Below are 18,933 nucleotides of genomic sequence, written 5' to 3'. Positions count from 1 at the left end.
AAAAGGTTGACGTGAGAATGATTATCAGTGATGATAGTAACTGAGAGTAATTATCATTACCAATAATAGAGATGAATAAGTGGGGGATTATGAAATGAACAAAAAGTACATGGCACTTGGCCTTTCGGCTGCGCTCACAACATCGCTTCTTGCGGCTTGCGCCAGCACAGAAGAAACGACGACTTCAAGCGACAACGAGACAGCAGAAGAGTCAAAAGTCGTTAATGTTTACTCGAGCCGTCACTATGATGTCGATAAAGAGCTTTACAAGCAGTTCGAAGAAGAGACAGGCGTGAAAGTCAACGTCGTCGAAGGGAAGAGCGATGAGTTGCTCGAGCGTTTGAACACAGAAGGCGATAACACGGAAGCCGATCTCTTCATCACAGCGGATGCAGGGAACTTGTATCAAGCGAAAGAAGCGGGACACCTGCAAGCGGTCGATAGCGACGTGCTTGAGTCGAACGTCCCAGAGAAATATCGTGACACAGATAAAGAATGGTTCGGTCTCACGAAACGGGCGCGTGTCATCGTCTATGCGAAAGACCGCGTGAAACCAGAAGACTTGTCAACGTATGAAGCACTCACAGAAGAACAGTGGAACGGCAAAGTACTCGTCCGTCCGTCTGAGAACATGTACAACATCTCGCTCCTCGCCTCATTCATCGAAGTGAACGGTGTCGACCAGGCAAAAGAGTGGGCGAAAGGCATGGTCAACAACTTTGCACGCGACCCACAAGGGAACGACCGTGACCAAGCGAAAGCAGTCGTGGCCGGTGAAGGTGATGTCGCCATTATGAACACCTACTACATGGGTCTCATGTTGAATTCGGAAGATGCGGAAGAGAAGAAAGTCGCTGAACAACTTGGCGTCTTCTTCCCGAACCAAGATACGACGGGGACACACGTGAACATCTCAGGAATCGCGATGACGAAAGCCTCGAAGAACTCGGAGAACGCGAAGAAGCTCATGGAGTTCATGTCTGATCCGTCGGCACAAGAGCAGTTCGCGAGCGTAAACTACGAGTATCCAGTAAATGAATCGGTTGAACCGAACGAACTCCTTAAATCATGGGGTGAGTTCAAAGAGCAGGACATCAACTTGTCTGTCCTCGGTGAAAACCAGCAAGAAGCCATCCGCGTCTTCAACGAAGCGGGCTGGAAATAAGAAGACTTCGGCTTGAACAGACGTTCAGGCCGAAGATTTTTGCGTTTCTCGACACGCTAGCGGTACAACGAGAGCGTTGAACCTGATATGATGGGACAGGAAGTGACTGAACGAAAGAAGAACGGGAGTTGTACGACATGAACTGGTACGCGTTGAAACGACAACTGAATGGATGGGCCATCCTCAGCTTTATCGCGCTCTTGTTCATCGTCCTGCCAGGTGTCGTCGTCTTGGTCGAACTATTCGCACCGGTCAATGACAACTGGCAACACATCCGCGAGTATTTGTTGCCGACTTACGTACGCAATACCCTGTTCATCATGCTTGCGACCGGCCTGCTGACGACGATTATCGGGACGAGCTTAGCTTGGTTCGTCACGGTATACGACTTCCCGTTCCGTAAGTTCTTCAAATGGGCGCTCATCTTACCGCTCGCCATCCCGCCTTATATCGGGGGATACACGTATCACGGGATTTTGAACTATACGGGCGTCATCCAGACGACGCTACGCAATGAGTTCGGCATCACCGTCGACCAGACGTATTTCAACATCATGACGATTCAAGGAACGGTGTTCATCTTCACGCTGTTCTTGTATCCATACATTTACACGATCACGCGGGCCTTCTTGCACAACCAATCGTCCTCGATGATTGAGAACGCCCGCATCCTCGGCCGCGGCTCATGGGATATCTTCTTCACCGTCGTCATCCCGATTTCGCGTGTCGCCATTATCGGCGGGGTCAGCCTCGTGTTGATGGAAGTATTGAACGACTATGGGGTCGTCAAATACTTCGGGATTCAAACGTTCAGCACGGCCATCTTCAGTACGTGGTTCGGGATGAAAGATACGTCCTCGGCGCTGAAACTCGCCGGGACGCTCATGATTCTCGTCATCGCCATCTTGACGATGGAACGGCTCGTCCGAGGTCGGAAGCAGTTCAGCTATGCGACGACGAAAGTGAAGCCGCTCAAACCGAGACAATTGAACGGGTGGCACCGCTACGCCGTATTCGGCTATGTGGCGACCATCTTCGCCGTCGCGTTCCTCATCCCGTTCGTGCAGCTCGTCGCTTGGACGGTATTGACGTTCGAACAAGTGTTCACGGCCGAGTTTTTCCGCCTCGTCTGGAACACGGTGAGCGTGGCGTTCATTGCGACCGTGATCATTCTCGTGTTCGCGCTCATCATCGCCAACTACACGCGCCTGTTCCCGTCGAACATGACACGCGTCATCTCGAAAGTGACGACGCTCGGTTATTCGATTCCGGGAGCGGCCATCGCCATCGCCGTCATCACGTTGTTCTTGCTGCTTGATGAGTGGGTGCTGAACGTGGCGCTCGCCTTGGATTTAGGCCAGACGTTCGTGTTCAGGACGACGCTCATCATGCTCATCTTCGCCTACGTCATCCGCTTCCTCGCCATCGGCTATAACTCGATCGAGAGCGGATTTGAGAAAGTCGGCAAATCGTTCACGGAAGCGTCGCGCATGCTCGGCTGGGGAACGGTGCAGACGTTCTTCCGAGTCGACATCCCGATGATTAAAGGGGCGATCATGAGCGCGTTCATCCTCGTCTTTATCGATATTATGAAAGAATTGCCGCTGACGCTGTTTTTACAGCCGTTCAATTTTTCGACGCTCGCCACACAGGCGTTCAAATATGTCAGTGACGAGAAGATACATGAGGCCGCGCTCGCCTCAATCGTCATCGTGCTCATGAGCGGACTGTTGATCTTTGTGTTCCATAAGGTGCTTGATAAGGAGGCCGACTAATGTTTGTTCAAATCAACGATTTACACTTCAGCTATAAAGGTGCGCAAGCCGAGACGATTAAAGGATTCTCAATCTCGATCACGAAAGGTGAAATCGTCTCGCTTCTCGGTGACAGCGGTTCTGGGAAGAGTACGATTTTACGCCTCATCGCAGGACTTGAGATGCCGAATCAAGGCGTCGTCGTCGTCAACGATTGTGTCTGTTGCGACGATTGCCAGTTCATGCCGCCTGAACAGCGTGGTGTCGGGATGGTGTTCCAAGACTATGCGCTCTTCCCGCATATGACCGTTGAGAAGAACATCCGCTTCGGTCTGCATAAATTGAGCCGGAAAGAGCGGAACGAGCGTGTCGAAGAGATGCTGACGCTCGTGAACTTGTCCGAGTTCCGTCATCGCTATCCGTATGAGCTCAGTGGTGGTCAGCAACAGCGTGTCGCGCTCGCGCGTGCGTTGGCACCGAAACCATCGCTCCTCATCTTGGATGAGCCGTTCAGCAACTTGGACACGTCGCTCCAACATCGCATTCGGGACGATTTGCGCCGCCTCCTCAAACAGACGGGAACGACGACCATCTTCGTTACCCACGATGAAGAGGATGCGGAGGCGCTCGCCGACCGTATCGTCTATCTCGGAGAAGGCAAAATTAAAAAGCAGGTTATGACGGAGAACAACAAGACGTTCAATCCGCAGATTCCATGTTTCGTCTAAACGAAAAAGCATGCCTCATCGAGGGATGCTTTTTTTGAAGGCGAAATCAGATACAAAGCACCCACAGACCGCCATCTGTGGGTGCTTTGGTCATCACTTCGTCTGTGCGGAAGGACTCGACTCGTTCCCGAGTTGATCGATGGCTGTCACGTAATAAGTGGCCTGTTCGTTCATGACTTCTATACTCTTCCGAGCGTGCGACGGGATACTCTCGATATGGGTCTCTTCACCATCGACGACCTCATAGACGCGATAGCCGATGACGGCGTCGTCACGGACGGCGTGCCACGTCAATAAGTTCCCGCGGAGTTCGACGCTCGTCGGTGCGTCGAGTTCGACTTCGGTATTGATCTCGGTATCGACAAGTTCGGTATAGACGACGAAACGCTCGTCGTAACCGCCGTCACCGAACGTACCGGAACACGTGATCAAATTCAAATGTCGACTCGACGTGGCCCCGAAAATATCTTCGATCGGTGCGTTTTTCGTATCGTAACTCTCTGTTTTTGTGACACGAAACGTCAACGTGTTGCCATTCTCATCGATGATCGTCACGTCATCGCCTGTCTTCAGCTGATCGAGCTCATAGAAGACGGCAGGGCCGGTCTTACTGTCCACATGTCCCGCGATGACGGCATTCCCTTTACTGCCTGGCTTGACGCCCGGCTCGAACCAACCGACTTGGTTCTCGTCTTTTGGGACGCCCATCTGTCCGTTGTCGAGTACGCCGACCTGTTCGATCGCGGTGTCGACCTTGATTTTGGGAATTTGAAGTTGGACGGGTGTCGCGGCCTTGGCACTTTCCTCTTCCTCGGCTAATCGGAGCTTCTTCACCTCTTCCTGTAGAAGTGAGAATTCAGCCGATAAATCTGGGCTCTCCTCTATTTGTTTTTCTTCTACAGGTGGTGACGACGATTCTTGGGCGCTCGTCCACGTCCAGAAGCTAAAACAAAAGAGAGAGAGCGCCAGAAACAAATGGCGCTTGTTCATGGGGCTCCCTCCTTATTGAATTATTGAACAGATTCTTTACGGTTGCGAAGCGTTACAAAGGCGAGCAAGATTCCGCCAAGTACAGCAAGGCCAGCGTAGAGCGTGTTCATTGATTGTTCTTGTGCACCACCGAGACCTGTTTCAGGCATCTCTTCAGGCATTGTTGTTTCAGCGAACTTGTCAGGCATTTGTGTCACGATCGCGTTACCGAGTGTCTCACCAACACCGAACATGAACGCGTATCCTTCACGGAATGACATCCAAGCGGCATCCGCATCACCAGCTACATACTGGTCGAACGTTTGAAGCACGAGGGCCTCATGTTGTTTGATCGCTTCTTGGCCAGCTTCTTGTGGCAAGTTACCTTCTGTCGCTGCATCGAGGAATGTACTGAAATCGACAGCGAACTGGTCGAGCTTCATGCGTGCTTCTTCAATTTTAGCTTCATCGCCTTCGAGTGTAGCGGCAACGATGTCACCTTGTGCTGTGATGTGGTTCCCATTCCATACTTTTTCGAATTGGGCCGCACCTTCATCACCGTAGACTGAACCGATGGCTGCTTTGAAATCGAGTGTGTTCTGATCTTCAGCCCAGCTCACGTAGTCGAAGTCTTCTGCTTGATCGTAGCCTTTTTGCATGCCGATTGCTGCGAGGGCGAAGTGTTCACCAGCAAGGCTGTTCAATGTTGAACGAAGCTCGACGGCCGGTGTGTCAGCAGCAGTTTCAAACTTGTCAGGCATCTGTGTGACGATTGCGCCTGAGAGGGCTTTACTGATGTCGAACATGAGCTTGTACCCTTCACGGTACGTCATGTATGCCGACTCGTAGTCACCTGCGACATAGTTGTCGAATACTGAGAGAACTTGGTCTTCGTGAAGCTCGAGTACGTCAGCGGCTGCGTCTTTTGGTAAGTTACCTTCTGTTGCTGCATCAAGGAATGTTGAGAACTCTTCGACGAATTCGTCGACCTCAGCTTCAGCGTCAGCGCGAAGCTCTTTGTCTTCTGATTTAGCCGCTTCAACGAAGTCAGCTGAGTAGTCGTTGTGACCAGCGAAGATGTCTTCGAACTGGGCTGCGCCTTCATCTCCGTAAATTGAAGCGATGGCCGGTGTCATGTCGAGTGCGTTTTGATCGAGTGCCTTCATCGCGACTTCAGCGTCTGGTGCTCCATCATAAGCTTTCATCATCGATGTGACGGCTAAGACGTAATGCTCAGACAGTAATTGATCGAGCGTGGCTCGTAAGTCACCTGCTGGTGTGCTTGCTGTCGGCGCGTGATCCGCTGCCTGTGCATTCAATGGGACGAGTAAGCCGAGTGCGAGTGCCGGTGCTACAATCTTGTTCATTGTTTTCTTCTTCATGGGTAATCGCTCCTTTTTTTGAGTGGTTGTCGTTGTTTACACCCATCTAACGGAGCGGTTCAAAAAATGGATCACTCTTTTTTTATTTTTTTTCGTTTTTTTGTTGAAGTGTGCGATAAACCCCTGGTGCGACGCCATATTTTCGTTTAAAGATTCGATGAAAATATGGATAGGAGCGGAATCCGGACAGCTCGGCGATCCGTTCGAGAGAGTGTTGCGTATACTGCATCTGTTCTTCGGCGAGCTGGAGTCGAATCGATTGGGCATAGGCGACAATCGTCATACCGGTCACTTCTTTGAACAAGTGGACGGTCCGCGATACACTGAGCCCGACCGCGTCGGCGACGTCCGCCACTTTGAAGTCGCTCGTGACGTTTCCTTCTATATAACGCATCATGCGTGACACGACCGGTGGCCGCACGTTCGCTTGCACTTCTTGGACGGAACGGTCGAGCATGAGAAGCAAGGCTTCAATCAGCGTTTCAATCAAGGCCGGACTTTGTTCAGTCGTCGGGCGTCGTGCCTCTTCGGTGATGTGTTGCCAGAGTGACAACAGGCGAGGGTCGATCGAGATGGACGTGATGCGGGAACGATTCGTCGCAGTCCACCACGTATCAAGTGATGAACCGTTGCAGAAGAGATGATAATCTCCGCTCGCCGGGGTGTCGACATGCAGTTCGTACTCGTCACCAGGTTTGACGAGCAACAAATCGCCAGGCCGTACCGTATACGTCTCTCCATTGACGACGATTCGTGCCGTGCCTTCAGTCTGCAAGCGAATCAAATACGTCTCCAATCGATTAGGGGAAGGAAAAGTGTAGGTCGTTGTATGATACGAATAGCCACAAAAGCCAATTTCCATCGAATCATCCTTTCTTAATAGCAAAATCGTGCATATTCTCATCATATCATGGATAGAAATCAAGGCGAGGAGCGGGTACGATGAAATCGACAGAACGTATGAGGAGGATGAAACATGAAACAATGGTGGAAAGAAGCGGTCGTCTATCAAATTTACCCGCGCAGCTTTAATGACTCGAACGGTGACGGGATTGGGGACATCCCTGGAATCACCGAGAAGATGTCGTATTTGGCGGAACTCGGCATCGATGTCATCTGGCTATCGCCGGTGTACGATTCACCGAACGACGACAACGGATACGACATCCGCGATTACCGGGCCATCATGGATGAGTTCGGAACGATGGACGATTTTGATGCGATGCTCGAAGAAGCGCATCGTCACGGCATCAAAATTATGATGGACCTCGTCGTCAACCACTCGTCGGACGAACACCAATGGTTCATGGAGTCGCGCTCCTCAAAAGACAGCCCATATCGGGACTACTACATTTGGAAAAAAGGCGAGAACGGTCAGCCACCGACGAACTGGGGTGCTTTCTTCGGAGGGAGTGCCTGGCAATACGATGAGGCAAGCGACGAATACTACTTGCATCTGTTCAGCAAAAAGCAACCAGACTTGAACTGGGAGTCAGAGACGTTGCGCCGTGAAGTATACGATTTGATGACGTACTGGCTCGACAAAGGGGTCGACGGTTTCCGAATGGATGTCATCAACATGATTTCGAAAGATCCGAGTTATCCAGACGGCGAGACGCGGGGGACAGGTTACGGGGACGGCACACCGTTCTTCTTCAATGGGCCGCGCATCCATGAGTTCATGCAGGAGATGAATCGTGAGGTCCTGTCGAAATACGATACGATCACGGTTGGTGAGATGCCGGGCGTCAGCGTCGACGAGGCGAAGCTTTATACAGGAACAGACCGTGACGAGTTGAACATGGTGTTCCATTTCGAACACGTCGACGTCGGCAACGGCAGTTTCGGCAAATGGAATCCGACGGACTGGAAGTTGACGGACTTGAAGACAATCTTCTCGCGTTGGCAAGAAGGTCTTGAAGAAGATGGCTGGAACAGTCTCTACTGGAGCAACCATGACCAACCGCGAGCCATTTCACGGTTCGGGAACGACTCGGACGAGTATCGTGTCGTCTCTGGCAAGATGCTGGCGACGCTCCTGCACATGCTGAAAGGGACGCCATACATCTATCAAGGTGAAGAGTTCGGGATGACGAACGTGGCGTTCGACTCGATTGATGAGTACCGTGACATCGAGACACTCAACGCGTATCGGGATTACACGACGAATGGCTTGTTGACGCATGATGAGATTTTCCGCGGTATTCACGCACGTGGGCGTGACAACTCGCGGACACCGGTCCAGTGGTCGGCCGAACCGCAAGGCGGATTCACGTCCGGAACGCCGTGGATTGGGGTCAACCCGAACTATACGACCGTGAACGCGGAAGCGGCGCGGCGTGATCCAGACTCGCTGTTCCATTACTATCGCCAGTTGATTCAGCTCCGGAAACAAAATCCGATCGTTGTCTACGGGAAGTATGAACTGTTACTCCCAGACGATGAAGCGGTATACGCCTTCACTCGAACGTTCGAAGGGGAGACGTGGCTCGTGCTCTGCAACTTCTCGGATGAGACGGTGACACGCGAACTCCCGTATGACGTGACAGAACGAGTCATCGGGAACATGGAACCGATCGAACCGTTCACGCTTCGTCCGTATGAAGCGCAAGTGTATAAAGTGTGACGAAAAAAACTCGCCTCCGTGGCGAGTTTTTGTTGTGTCGTTAGTAAAGATGCCCCGTTTCGGGAATAAGGATAGGAGAGTCTGAACGAAAAGGGGGAAACGCGATGAATACGTTAATCGCTTATTCGACCCGCTACGGGACGAGTGAGAAAGTTGCCCATTTGTTGGCCGAACGGCTTCCGGGAGACGTTCACATCCAAAATGTAGTCGAGCAGCCGGATGTCGAGTGGGAGACGGTCGACCATGTGATTGTCGGCAGCTCGATCCGGATGGGCAAAATTCAAGACGAGATGACGGCTTGGCTGCACAGGAACGAAACCCAACTGCTCAAACGACCGCTCGGCCTCTATTTATGTGCCGGTACGCCGACTGCGGCCGAACGGCAACGAGAACTCGAGGATGCTTATCGAGAAGTGTTGCGGGCACATGCTTATTTCGTCGAAGTCGTCGGCAACGGCTATGATTTCGAACGAATGGGCTTTCTCGACAAAGCCATCGTCCGCATGATGGCGAAACAGACGGTGAGTTCACTCAATTTAGATGAGGCGATGCTCGATGAACTCGTCGAGTCGGCTCAAGCGTCATTGCGTACGCGATCGGAAAACCCATAAGCGAATAAATCATGGGCCTCGATCGGGCTACTCGTGGAGATGAGTACATCTCCACTTTTTTGTTCGCCTTCAATCCGACGGAGCATGACGTTCGTCAGTTGCCCGCCGACTTTCAACGCGACCGGGGCCGAGTTACGGCAAATGACGTCCTCGATCGTGACGTGATCGGTCCGGTTATCGCCGCCGAACAGTTCGATGTCGGCCCGTCCCGAAGTAAACCCGCTCGCCGCAATCCGTTTCAAGCGGACGTTCCGAGACTTGTATTGAACGGCGAGCGCCGGATTTCCACGATAGTCATATTCAGGATTCCCAATCGCCGTGAACCCGTGAATGAACACGTCTTGATACGCTGATATGACGAGGCTACGCGCAGAAGACTTCTTATAAAGACTCGAACGGACCGGCTCCATTGAGACGAGGTTCGTCCCTGAAAGGAAGCGTGCCGTCTTCGACTGCGGATCATCAGCCAAGTGGTGGCTGATGTGCCGGAAGTTGAACGAGCGATTATCGTGATATGAGAAGTGTCCGAATATGTGGACGTCGTGAGCGGCTGAAGACGTCCCGTGCGCCTTCACTTCGACGCCCCCGAAGCAACCCTCGCTCATATTGTTGACGAGTGTGACATGGCGTGACCCGTCATCAATCTCGATTCCGTTCGAGTTCGAGAATCCATGGGCATGGGTGCGTCCGTGTGGATGATGACAATAGCAGTTCGTGATATAGATGGCGTCACTATGGTGGGTCGTGATGCCATCGTCGCCGTAATTCGTCGCCTCGCAATGATCGAGCCACACGTAGCGGCTACCTTTTTTGGCGCGTAATCCGTCTCCCAAGTAATGATAGTGGGGTGCAGTGATATCAAAGGCATGCAGTCCCGCGTTTTTCGCCGTGACGTGATGGATCCAACCGAATTTGACGTGCGCGAACGTCAACGCGCTCGAAGCGGTATCGCCACTCGACGTCCGGTCGACGTCACCGAGGCGCTCCACGTTCCAGTCGAGCGTCAAATGTGCGACTTCGATATGGTGGTTGCCGGCGAAGGGAGTCGCATTTCGAAGTAATCGTCGATGTTTCGGGGCCCGGTCCGAGAGCTTGATGATCGTTTCCTGCTGGCTTGCCCCTTCAAGCACACAGTTCGACGGGATACGGATGCCGCGGACGATATATACGCCGGCCGGCACGTGGACGTGGCGGTTCGACCTAAGGGCGAGCCGGAAAGCGAGGGTGCAATCCGTCTGCCCATCCCCGATGGCGCCATAATCGGTGACGTCGACGTGCTGACGCGTCATTTGCCTCAAGTTCAAGTGCTCGGCGTCGAGCCGGCGCATCCACACCGGGCGGACGATTCCTTCTACTATTTCAAGCGGCAACGAACTCGTCACTGGAACGATACGCTCCGTCATTGGCAAATGGGAGAGATAAGTTTTTGCTTGATCGGGATAGGCCGTACGTCGAGTCGCCTCATGCCAATCGAGTGTTTCCGTCAGTAACTTATCAAGTGCCCAATTCGAATGCTGGGCGATCGTGGCGGCAATGTTCGAACGGTCAATGTATGCTGTCATATGGTTCATCCTCCTAGCGTTCACTACAATTGGATGTACCCGTTTTAGAAGTATTTTTAGCAAACCGAAGTATTTAGTAGACAGAAGCATTTATCCATGGTATATTCTATATGTGCTTAATTAAGAATAGCTGGAAACATAATTCACAAAACGCTTTGGATTATTTTTCGTTTAAGATAATCCTAGAGGTTTGTGATTTTTTATTGGTCAGTTTTTTCTAGTAAGGCACTACTAGAACGCACAGCGTTTATTTCAGGAGGGTTCATTATGAACACAGGTAAAGTAAAATGGTTTAACTCAGAAAAAGGTTACGGCTTCATCGAAATGGAAGGCGGAGACGACGTATTCGTACACTTCTCAGCAATCCAAGGCGACGGCTTCAAGACACTTGAAGAAGGCCAAGCAGTAACTTTCGAAATCACTGACGGAGCTCGTGGACCACAAGCTTCTAACGTTGAAAAAATCTAATCTTCCTTTCTAAGGAATTTTATAACCTGCTCGCTTCGGCGAGCAGGTTTTTTGTTGTCCGCGTGTTTAATCACTTGCCCCGGGGGAATCAATATACGAGTGACTACCACAAGGAGGTTTTTCAGAATGGATGCAATGCAAACGGCAAAACAGATTTTAGATCATAGTAACGTAGGGACAATGGCAACGGTTTATAAAGGGAAGCCGCACAGCCGTTATATGACATTTTTCCATGATGACTTGACGCTCTACACCGCAACTTCGAAAGAAACGGATAAAGTGGATGAACTGAAAAATAATCCGTATACACATATTTTGATTGGCTATGACGGGGACGGCGTCGGGGATACGTACCTCGAGATTTTAGGCGAGACGAGTGTATCTGACGATGAATCGATGAAAGAAAAGGTATGGAACGAGAAACTCGAAGGTTGGTTCGACGGTCCGGATGATCCAAAACTCGTCATCTTAAAAATCGCGCCACAATCGATGCGCGTGATGAATAAAAAAGGACAGCCACCTCAAGAGGTGAAGTTGTAACTCAAACAAGGACGTCCCTCGCGGACGTCCTTTTCGAATTGACTAATTTCCAAAAAGTGACTGACCTGTGACGCACATATGAACGAAACGTGAACTTTTGTCCTAACCTATGTGAAAAGATGAACATGGATGGTATATTGTGAATGTAATCACATATAAGTCATCATTCACTCATTCTAAGGAGGAATTATCATGTTCACAAAATTTTGGCAGAACCACAACGTCGCCACCGGTATTTTGACAGTCCTTCGCGTCTGGCTCGGCTATCACTGGCTCACAGCAGGTTGGGGCAAAATCACAGGCGGATTTGGTTCAGAAGGATATCTTCAAAACGCAGCTTCTCTCGCCACGGGTGATCACCCAGCCGTTGCCGGTTGGTGGGCAGCATTCCTTGAAAACTTCGCCATCCCGAACGCAGCCTTGTTCGATGTGTTGATCCCATACGGTGAATTCCTAGTCGGTCTTGGACTCTTAGTGGGTGCCCTCACACGTAGCGCAGCCTTCTTCGGTCTCGTCATGAACATGGCGTTCTTGCTCTCAGGTACGGTCAGCACGAACCCGACGATGTTAATCGTATCAGTCCTCATTCTCGTCGCAGGCTACAATGCTGGTAAACTTGGCGTCGATGGATTGTTCCTTCGCAAGTTCGTGGAAACAAAAGTCATGCATCGTTCACCAAATCGTCAAATAGCGTAACGACTTTATGACGTTCTCCTGTGACAAACCTCACCACTTTCGGCTACGATGAACGTAGCATCGATTGAAAAGGAGAACGAATATGAACGCGACACATTTTAAATGGCTCGGATACACAGAAGGAGTGTCTTTCTTACTCTTGTTGCTCATCGCGATGCCGCTCAAGTATTTGGCGGGCATGCCGCTCGCTGTCAGTATCGTCGGCGCCGCCCATGGTTTCCTGTTCGTCGCTTACGTGGCGGCAGCCGTCTATATGGCATGGCGTTTCAACTGGGGCTTCAAAGTGTTGGTCCTCGCCGTCATGGCGTCGGTCATCCCACTCGGACCGTTCTTGTTAGAGAAACGCGTCCTTCCATCAACAGAAAAGACATCGAACTGAAAAACGTTCGATGTCTTTTTGTGTTCACGCACTTTCTGCTTTCGCTGACACATTTGCTTTTTCGGCAGCGATGTCGTGACGGATCCGATACATCGCGAACAACGTAATGGTGAGCAGGCAGAGCATACAAATCGTATAGAGTGAAGCGACCGGCATCCATTCGCTCAATAGGCCAAACACGATGAATCCGAACGGTGTGATGCCCATGGCGAGGGATTCGAGAACACCGATCACGCGACCGAGATAACTTGGTTCCGTGTTCGTCTGTAAATAGAGCTGGATGGGGATATTGACGCGGATGATGAAGAATCCGCTTAATAAGGCGAAACCAGCGAAGAAGACGATAGCTGGTGTGACTGAGAAGTCAAAATAGAGCGGGACGGCCGGTCCGATAAAGAGGCAACTGATAATGATTAGCGCGGTTCGGGTCGTGGCTAGCCGATGCTTGATTTGAAAGACCGGTAACGCATGGGCGAGCGAGGCGACTAAAAAGCCGACGGCGAACATGCTTTCTAAAAAGCCGAACTGGAGCGGACTGACGCCGACTTCTTGTAGGGCGGCAATCGGGAATAGTACTTCTGCGGCAACGAAGAAGAAATTGAGCAATGCTGCTAAAAGGGTCAACGTCCAAAGTACGCGCTGGCGTTTCAAGTAGTGGAAGCCAGATTGGACCTCGTTCCAAGTCGATTGCTCGGTGGGGACATGGTCATACGTTTTAAAGTGGAGACGAGAGGCGAGAAAGGCGGCGATGACAAACAAGAGCGACGAACTGAACAAAAATGCCGAGACGGGCAGCAAAGTGAACAGTGCCCCGGCGAGCAATGGCGTGCTGATGCTAGAGATGGAAATGGTGCTTTGAATGAGCGAGTTTGCGCGTTGGAGCCCGTCTTCGTCAAACAAGAGCGGAATCGAGCTCGACAACGTGACCGATAAGAAAGTCGAGACGACAGAGAGCAGACATGTGATAATCAAGAAAGCAGGGACGCCGAACGTCCAGACGAGACTCGCGATGCCAGCAGCCAAAAATAATAAGGCGTTCACTGACTCCATCGTGATAATCACGCGTTTGCGATCCAGTTTGTCGGCGAATGCCCCGGCAAACGGAGATAATAAAACGCGGGGCACTGTGCCGGCGAGCAAGACGAGCGCGAACTGGAGCCCTGAGCCAGATGTTGTCAGCACGGTCAATCCCGCGACGAACGTGAAGAGACTGGATGCGAACAACGACATGAATTTTCCGAGCAACAATACATACAAGTTTGATGAGGTGGTCGTCATATCGATTCTCCTTTACAATTAAGTTCAACCTGATTTAACTTTATAGTAAACGATGACAACCGATTTGTATACAATAAGTTCAATTAAATTTAACTTTTAAGAGGTGGCCTATGATTGGACAACGGATTAAAGCGTTACGAAAAGAAAAAAAGTTGACGCAAAGTCAACTTGCAGAAGGCATCATTACAAAATCGATGCTCAGTATGATTGAGAACGGCAAAGCAGAGGCGTCGATGCGCAGCCTTCGTGAAATCGCCAAACGACTGGACGTGTCGGTACAGTCATTGCTCGTCGATCCGCGCGAGGCGGAACTCCAGAAAATCGTCGAGGAGATTGAATATGCGCAAGGAGGTCTCCACTCATGGGAAGACGAGGCCGTTCAGAAGGCGCTCCTCCCTTACGTGGACGTTGAGATGAACTCGGTATGGCAAGGGAAGGCGTACACGTTACTCGCGGACAGTGTATTTTATAGTGGGAATCAACAACAACTGTTGGAGTGGTATGATCGGGCAATCGCGGTGTTTGAGCGGCTCGAGGAGAAAGAAGAATTGATTATGGCCCGCATCAGCCAAGCGTTTTATCTGCTTATGTGGAATCGGTTTGATGAGGCAATTGAACGGATCGATACGATTGAATTGATTGATTCGAGAAGCATGAAGACGAAGACCCGCGTCGAATTCAGCATGTTGATGGTGTTCCGAAATATGTTGTATGACGACGATTTACCGGGCGCGATTCGTCGTCTCGAGGACACGCTCGATTATATGAAACGAACGAAAATGTATTATCGGGTCGACGATGTGTATCGAACGATTGCGATTTGTGCCCTCTATTTGAAAGATGAAGCGGCGATTGTCGATGCGCTGCAAAAAGCGAAACAATACACGAATTTCACGGACGACGTGACGATGAAAATACGCTTGGCGATGACGGAAGCGCTCTATGCGATTGAATATCGGAAGACGGAGCTGCTCCATCAACAGATTGTGGTCATGAACCAACTGCTAGACGGAAATACAGAATTCATCGCGGCGTTCGAGATGAGTAAAGGTGTCTATTTCGCCTTGACCGGTGAGACAGAGGCAGCCCGGCAATCGTTTTTGAAACTGTTGGAGCATCATGATCAATGGTCGAAGCATGGATTTGTCGATCAAGCGATTTATTTCGAAGGGTTATTAATTGGAACGAGTCACGGGTGTGGGGATGAATGGGTCCCGTTGATCGAACGAGAAGTGGGTCTGTTCCCGGAAGGTCGTTTCCGCAGCCATCTGATGTCGCTCATCAAAAAAATCAAGGGCTGACGCGTCAGCCCTTGAACGTTTGAATGAGTGTACCTTTGCCGTCCTCGACTTGAATCGAGGCGTGGGCACCGTTGATGAGTGTCATTTGCGGCGGGACGTGCCCGCAGTCGATATCGTAAATGACAGGGACGTCGAGCAAGTACTGCAGTTCCGCATACACGTCTTCTGCCGTGTAGCCTTGGACGGGCTGTTGGGCCGCGCTACGCCCGAACAGAATGCCAGACGTATGATTGAACCAACCGGCCCACTTCATTTGAAGCAGGGTCCGTTTGAGTGCCGGGACATCGAGCTCGGCGTTTTCGAAATACCAAAGGATCGGTTCCCCGTTCAAATGGGTCTGTTGGAACGTAGCGACGTCGCCATACGGTGTGCCGATCGTATGCAACAAGACGTCGATACAGCCGCCGATCAGTCGTCCGGTCGCTTCCGTCCCACCGAGTGATTTCCATTCGGTCGGCTCGGTCAAGTGATACACATGAGGGCTCGGGTTCTCATGCTGCCACTCTTTTTGGAACTGTTCCGAGGCGAGCTGGATGACCGTCTTGCCTTCTTTCGTCGATACGACGTCGAGCCAACGCGAGCTCGTCGCGTCCCATTCTTCGCCGCGCAGGTCGACGAGGTTTGTGCCGTGGGCCGAGGCGATGCCGGTCTTGAGCGTGTACACGAATAAAAATAAGCTGACGTCCGAATATCCGAGCATCCATTTCGGCGGGAGCGCATCCCAGTCGATGGTGTCTAATAGCTCGATCAATAAGACGCCGCCCCATGGCGGAATAATCAGGTCAATGGCCTCGTCATGGAACAAGCGCGTCAACTCATCGGCCCGGACTTCTGCCGGTGCCGATTTCGCTTTGTCTTGCGTCCAGACCGATGGTTCAAATTGAAGCGTGAAGCCATGGCGAGTGAATGTGGCTTCGGCCTCGTGGAGCAACTTGTGCAGTTCAGTAGGAACACCCGATGAAGGGGCCGTCACACCGAAGTGATGACCGGTTAACTGTGGATAACGAATCATGTGAGCCTCCTGTGGATAAGTGATAGATGATGTTACGGAAATGGGTTATCCACATGTGGACAATTTATTTGTTGCGCATGCGTTCGGCGTGTTGAATGCCCCAAGCGTTCATCGTCTCGAGCACCGGGATGAGCGTCTTCCCATACTCGCTCAAGCGATAGTCGACACGAGGCGGCACCTCCGGATAGACGGTCCGGATGATGAGGTCCTGCTCTTCTAAGTCGCGGAGCTGGGCCGTCAAAATCTTTTGACTGATGTTCGGAAGGGAACGTTTCAATTCGCTGAACCGCAACGTGTCTTCGTTGATGAGTGCGAGTAAAATCGATGGTTTCCATTTTCCCGTGATCATCTCGAGTGCGGTATCGACCTCACAGCTTGAAATCAGTGGCATCTGTCTCACTCCTCTCTAAGTATCCTTTAGGTAACTATACCACCTTTTTGTGCCGTCTTCTGTCGATCCTACTTAGCGAGTATACTGAGGACAGAGGTGATCAACTATGAAATTAACAAACATACAACTCGGCGCTGTCACGCTGCGCGTCAATGATTTAGAAACGATGAAAACGTATTATGAGCGCGTCATCGGAATGGATGTGCTCGAGACGACAGAGAATCGCGTCACGCTCGGAACGCATGAAATGGCACTTGTCGTCTTACATGAAGTGAAGGGTGTTCGTCTGAATCCACGAGCAGCCGGCTTGTTCCATATGGCCATTTTATTGCCGGACCGTGTCGAACTCGGACGGATTCTTCGTCATTTGATTGAGCAACGGATTGAAGTCGGCCAAGGTGATCATTTGGTCAGCGAGGCGTTTTATTTGAGCGACCCGGAAGGCAACGGCATCGAGCTCTACGCGGATCGTCCCCGAGAGCAGTGGGAATATGAAGCGAACGGTCATGTGAAGATGTCGACGGACCCGGTTGAATATGAATCGATGCTCGAGGCGGCGGCCGACCGTCCGTTCACGGGCCTTCCGAACGGGACGACGATGGGGCATGTCCACTTCAAAGTACGTTCCCTAGAAGCGGCAAAATTATTCTATCAAGATCGTCTCGGTTTCACGGTGACGACCGATTCGTATCCAGGCGCCTTATTTTTAGCGGCCGACGGGTATCATCACCATATCGGGACGAACGTCTGGGCCCGGCCGAGCCAGGCGATGGGACAAGAGGCCGGTCTGGAGGCGTGGACGCTTTTGGTCGACGCAGAGACAAACCGCGCGCTTGGCGGGACGACACCGGAATGGTCGCTCACCGACGATGATGGCATCAAGGTAAATATAAAAAGCGTGGACTAATTGTCCGCGCTTTTTTAGCGTGCTGAAATTTTCTTTTGACTCGAATCAAACGAGAGGCGAATGCCGCGTTTTTGATACGCTTGTTCGACACGTTTTGAATTGATACTGAGCTCAAGATGAGCGAGTTTCAAGTGTTCGAGTTCTGGCACCGTGACATCGAGACGGACGAGCTCCATGTTGCGCTCGGCCTTTTTACGTGTGCGTCTCAAGTTACGGGGCACTTCTTCTGACGTCAGTGCCGCGATCGTTTCATTGATTAATTGTCGTTTGTCGCCTTTGACGCTTAGCGCCGTATAGAGCTTATCAAGCGAACCAAAGCGTTTGATCAACTGGACCGATTGGCTTTCGTCCAATCCGGCCACAGGCGGGATCCCGTCTGAACGGTCTCCTGTCAATGCTTTGACTGCTGAGAGCTGTTTTGGCTTCAATCCTTCGTACAACGCCGCAATCTCCTCAGGACGAATCTCGAGATGTCGCTTGAGCGGGAGCGGGCGATTGTCTTTGATGTCGCAACGAGCCTGCATTTGTTGCAACTCTTGCGTTTGAAGCCAAACGGTGATGCGTGGGCTCACGAGCTGAAGCAAGTCCTTGTCTTTCGTCATGATGACGACAGGAGCGCTACAGCTAAACTTCCGAGCGATATGAGCGATCAAATCTTCTCCTTCATAGCCTTCGACTTGATATTGCGGAATCCCGCTATCTTCAAGCAATTGGCGCATGAGTTCCATTTGAGCTTTCAACTCGGGTGGTGTCTGGCGGCGACGGCGTTTATAGCCTGGATAAAGCTCGCGGCGCCATAATGTTTCACGTGAGACGTCCCACACGACGACAAAATGAGTCGGACGATGTCTACGTAGAATCGTCCGGATGAGGCCGGTCATACCGATGACGGCACTCCGATCGTTTTTAGATACCTCGCGTCCTTTTTTCGTTCGGCTCGCGGCGGCACCGTAATAGGCACTGGCCAGCATGGAGTTTCCGTCAATTAAAAATAGTTTACGTTCCATGCGTAACCTTCTTTCTGTAGTTGTTGGACCGAACATTCATGAACTGTTCGGTGATGTTGTGTCAATGAGTGACACGCACTCAAATAAGCAACATATGTGCAGTATATCACGACAAGGTCTGAAAATATAGCGACAGTTCGGACCGTCTACGAAAAGC

19 protein-coding genes are annotated in these 18,933 nt (G+C 51.2%); 11 read left to right on the top strand and 8 right to left on the bottom strand.

Features of this window, described 5'->3' with window-relative positions:
* Positions 1 to 94: 94 nt before the first annotated feature.
* From KNP64_RS09390 to KNP64_RS09380, 3 genes are all read left to right on the top strand, one after another.
* Complete coding sequence (locus KNP64_RS09390) at positions 95 to 1,165, top strand: Fe(3+) ABC transporter substrate-binding protein (protein ID WP_138860113.1); 1,071 nt, start codon at positions 95 to 97, stop codon at positions 1,163 to 1,165.
* A 137-nt stretch (positions 1,166 to 1,302) separates the two neighbouring features.
* Entirely contained in the window at positions 1,303 to 2,940 is a 1,638-nt protein-coding gene (locus KNP64_RS09385) for an ABC transporter permease (protein ID WP_138860112.1), read from the top strand.
* Positions 2,940 to 3,647: an ABC transporter ATP-binding protein gene (locus tag KNP64_RS09380; RefSeq protein ID WP_138860111.1), complete on the top strand. Its 708-nt coding sequence runs from the start codon at positions 2,940 to 2,942 to the stop codon at positions 3,645 to 3,647. Before KNP64_RS09385 ends, KNP64_RS09380 begins: the two co-directional genes overlap by 1 nt.
* 93 nt (positions 3,648 to 3,740) lie before the next feature.
* Here KNP64_RS09380 and KNP64_RS09375 read toward each other — a convergent pair whose 3' ends face one another.
* The 3 genes from KNP64_RS09375 to KNP64_RS09365 all read right to left on the bottom strand — a co-directional run bounded on the left by KNP64_RS09375 (position 3,741) and on the right by KNP64_RS09365 (position 6,860).
* Complete coding sequence (locus tag KNP64_RS09375) at positions 3,741 to 4,637, bottom strand: class F sortase (protein WP_214792936.1); 897 nt, start codon at positions 4,635 to 4,637, stop codon at positions 3,741 to 3,743.
* A 20-nt stretch (positions 4,638 to 4,657) separates the two neighbouring features.
* Positions 4,658 to 5,998, bottom strand: a complete 1,341-nt coding sequence (locus tag KNP64_RS09370; protein ID WP_034780656.1) for a globin family protein — start codon at positions 5,996 to 5,998, stop codon at positions 4,658 to 4,660.
* Positions 5,999 to 6,080: 82 nt separating this feature from the next.
* On the bottom strand, positions 6,081 to 6,860 hold the full coding sequence (locus KNP64_RS09365) for a helix-turn-helix domain-containing protein (protein ID WP_214764081.1): 780 nt from the start codon (positions 6,858 to 6,860) through the stop codon (positions 6,081 to 6,083).
* Positions 6,861 to 6,974: 114 nt separating this feature from the next.
* Between KNP64_RS09365 and KNP64_RS09360 the strand changes: the two genes are divergently transcribed.
* Positions 6,975 to 8,624, top strand: coding sequence for a glycoside hydrolase family 13 protein (locus tag KNP64_RS09360; RefSeq protein ID WP_214792939.1), 1,650 nt, complete (start codon positions 6,975 to 6,977; stop codon positions 8,622 to 8,624).
* A gap of 104 nt (positions 8,625 to 8,728) precedes the next feature.
* Positions 8,729 to 9,235 (top strand): flavodoxin domain-containing protein, encoded by a 507-nt coding sequence (locus tag KNP64_RS09355; RefSeq protein ID WP_214709715.1) that lies wholly within the window; start codon positions 8,729 to 8,731, stop codon positions 9,233 to 9,235.
* On the opposite strand, the gene KNP64_RS09350 is transcribed toward KNP64_RS09355, so the two are convergent.
* Entirely contained in the window at positions 9,199 to 10,797 is a 1,599-nt protein-coding gene (locus KNP64_RS09350; RefSeq protein ID WP_214764079.1) for a glycoside hydrolase family 55 protein, read from the bottom strand. The genes KNP64_RS09355 and KNP64_RS09350 overlap by 37 nt on opposite strands.
* 267 nt (positions 10,798 to 11,064) lie before the next feature.
* On the opposite strand from KNP64_RS09350, the gene KNP64_RS09345 reads away from it, so the two are divergent.
* The 4 genes from KNP64_RS09345 to KNP64_RS09330 all read left to right on the top strand — a co-directional run bounded on the left by KNP64_RS09345 (position 11,065) and on the right by KNP64_RS09330 (position 12,880).
* Positions 11,065 to 11,265 (top strand): cold-shock protein, encoded by a 201-nt coding sequence (locus KNP64_RS09345; protein WP_016507985.1) that lies wholly within the window; start codon positions 11,065 to 11,067, stop codon positions 11,263 to 11,265.
* A 126-nt stretch (positions 11,266 to 11,391) separates the two neighbouring features.
* A complete protein-coding gene (locus KNP64_RS09340; RefSeq protein WP_029596304.1) occupies positions 11,392 to 11,805 on the top strand; it encodes a pyridoxamine 5'-phosphate oxidase family protein in 414 nt (137 codons plus the stop codon).
* Between the two features lie 192 nt (positions 11,806 to 11,997).
* On the top strand, positions 11,998 to 12,501 hold the full coding sequence (locus tag KNP64_RS09335) for a DoxX family protein (protein WP_029596303.1): 504 nt from the start codon (positions 11,998 to 12,000) through the stop codon (positions 12,499 to 12,501).
* 82 nt (positions 12,502 to 12,583) lie between these two features.
* Positions 12,584 to 12,880, top strand: coding sequence for a DUF3817 domain-containing protein (locus KNP64_RS09330; protein WP_029596302.1), 297 nt, complete (start codon positions 12,584 to 12,586; stop codon positions 12,878 to 12,880).
* A 24-nt stretch (positions 12,881 to 12,904) separates the two neighbouring features.
* On the opposite strand, the gene KNP64_RS09325 is transcribed toward KNP64_RS09330, so the two are convergent.
* Positions 12,905 to 14,158, bottom strand: coding sequence for an MFS transporter (locus KNP64_RS09325; protein WP_214792941.1), 1,254 nt, complete (start codon positions 14,156 to 14,158; stop codon positions 12,905 to 12,907).
* Positions 14,159 to 14,268: 110 nt separating this feature from the next.
* Here KNP64_RS09325 and KNP64_RS09320 point away from each other — a divergent pair, with 110 nt between their 5' ends.
* Positions 14,269 to 15,459: a helix-turn-helix domain-containing protein gene (locus KNP64_RS09320; RefSeq protein WP_214792944.1), complete on the top strand. Its 1,191-nt coding sequence runs from the start codon at positions 14,269 to 14,271 to the stop codon at positions 15,457 to 15,459.
* A gap of 4 nt (positions 15,460 to 15,463) precedes the next feature.
* Here the strand turns inward: KNP64_RS09320 and KNP64_RS09315 are convergent, their stop codons facing one another.
* A complete protein-coding gene (locus KNP64_RS09315; RefSeq protein ID WP_214792947.1) occupies positions 15,464 to 16,471 on the bottom strand; it encodes a S66 family peptidase in 1,008 nt (335 codons plus the stop codon).
* Between the two features lie 64 nt (positions 16,472 to 16,535).
* Entirely contained in the window at positions 16,536 to 16,862 is a 327-nt protein-coding gene (locus tag KNP64_RS09310) for a winged helix-turn-helix transcriptional regulator (protein ID WP_034780682.1), read from the bottom strand.
* A 106-nt stretch (positions 16,863 to 16,968) separates the two neighbouring features.
* Here KNP64_RS09310 and KNP64_RS09305 point away from each other — a divergent pair, with 106 nt between their 5' ends.
* Complete coding sequence (locus KNP64_RS09305; RefSeq protein ID WP_214764075.1) at positions 16,969 to 17,769, top strand: VOC family protein; 801 nt, start codon at positions 16,969 to 16,971, stop codon at positions 17,767 to 17,769.
* Positions 17,770 to 17,783: 14 nt separating this feature from the next.
* Here KNP64_RS09305 and KNP64_RS09300 read toward each other — a convergent pair whose 3' ends face one another.
* Entirely contained in the window at positions 17,784 to 18,776 is a 993-nt protein-coding gene (locus tag KNP64_RS09300) for a 5'-3' exonuclease (RefSeq protein ID WP_034780689.1), read from the bottom strand.
* Positions 18,777 to 18,933: the final 157 nt, after the last annotated feature.

Source organism: Exiguobacterium sp. s64, assembly GCF_018618035.1.
Taxonomy (GTDB): domain Bacteria; phylum Bacillota; class Bacilli; order Exiguobacteriales; family Exiguobacteriaceae; genus Exiguobacterium; species Exiguobacterium mexicanum_A.
This window is presented reverse-complemented; position numbering and strand designations above follow the sequence as displayed.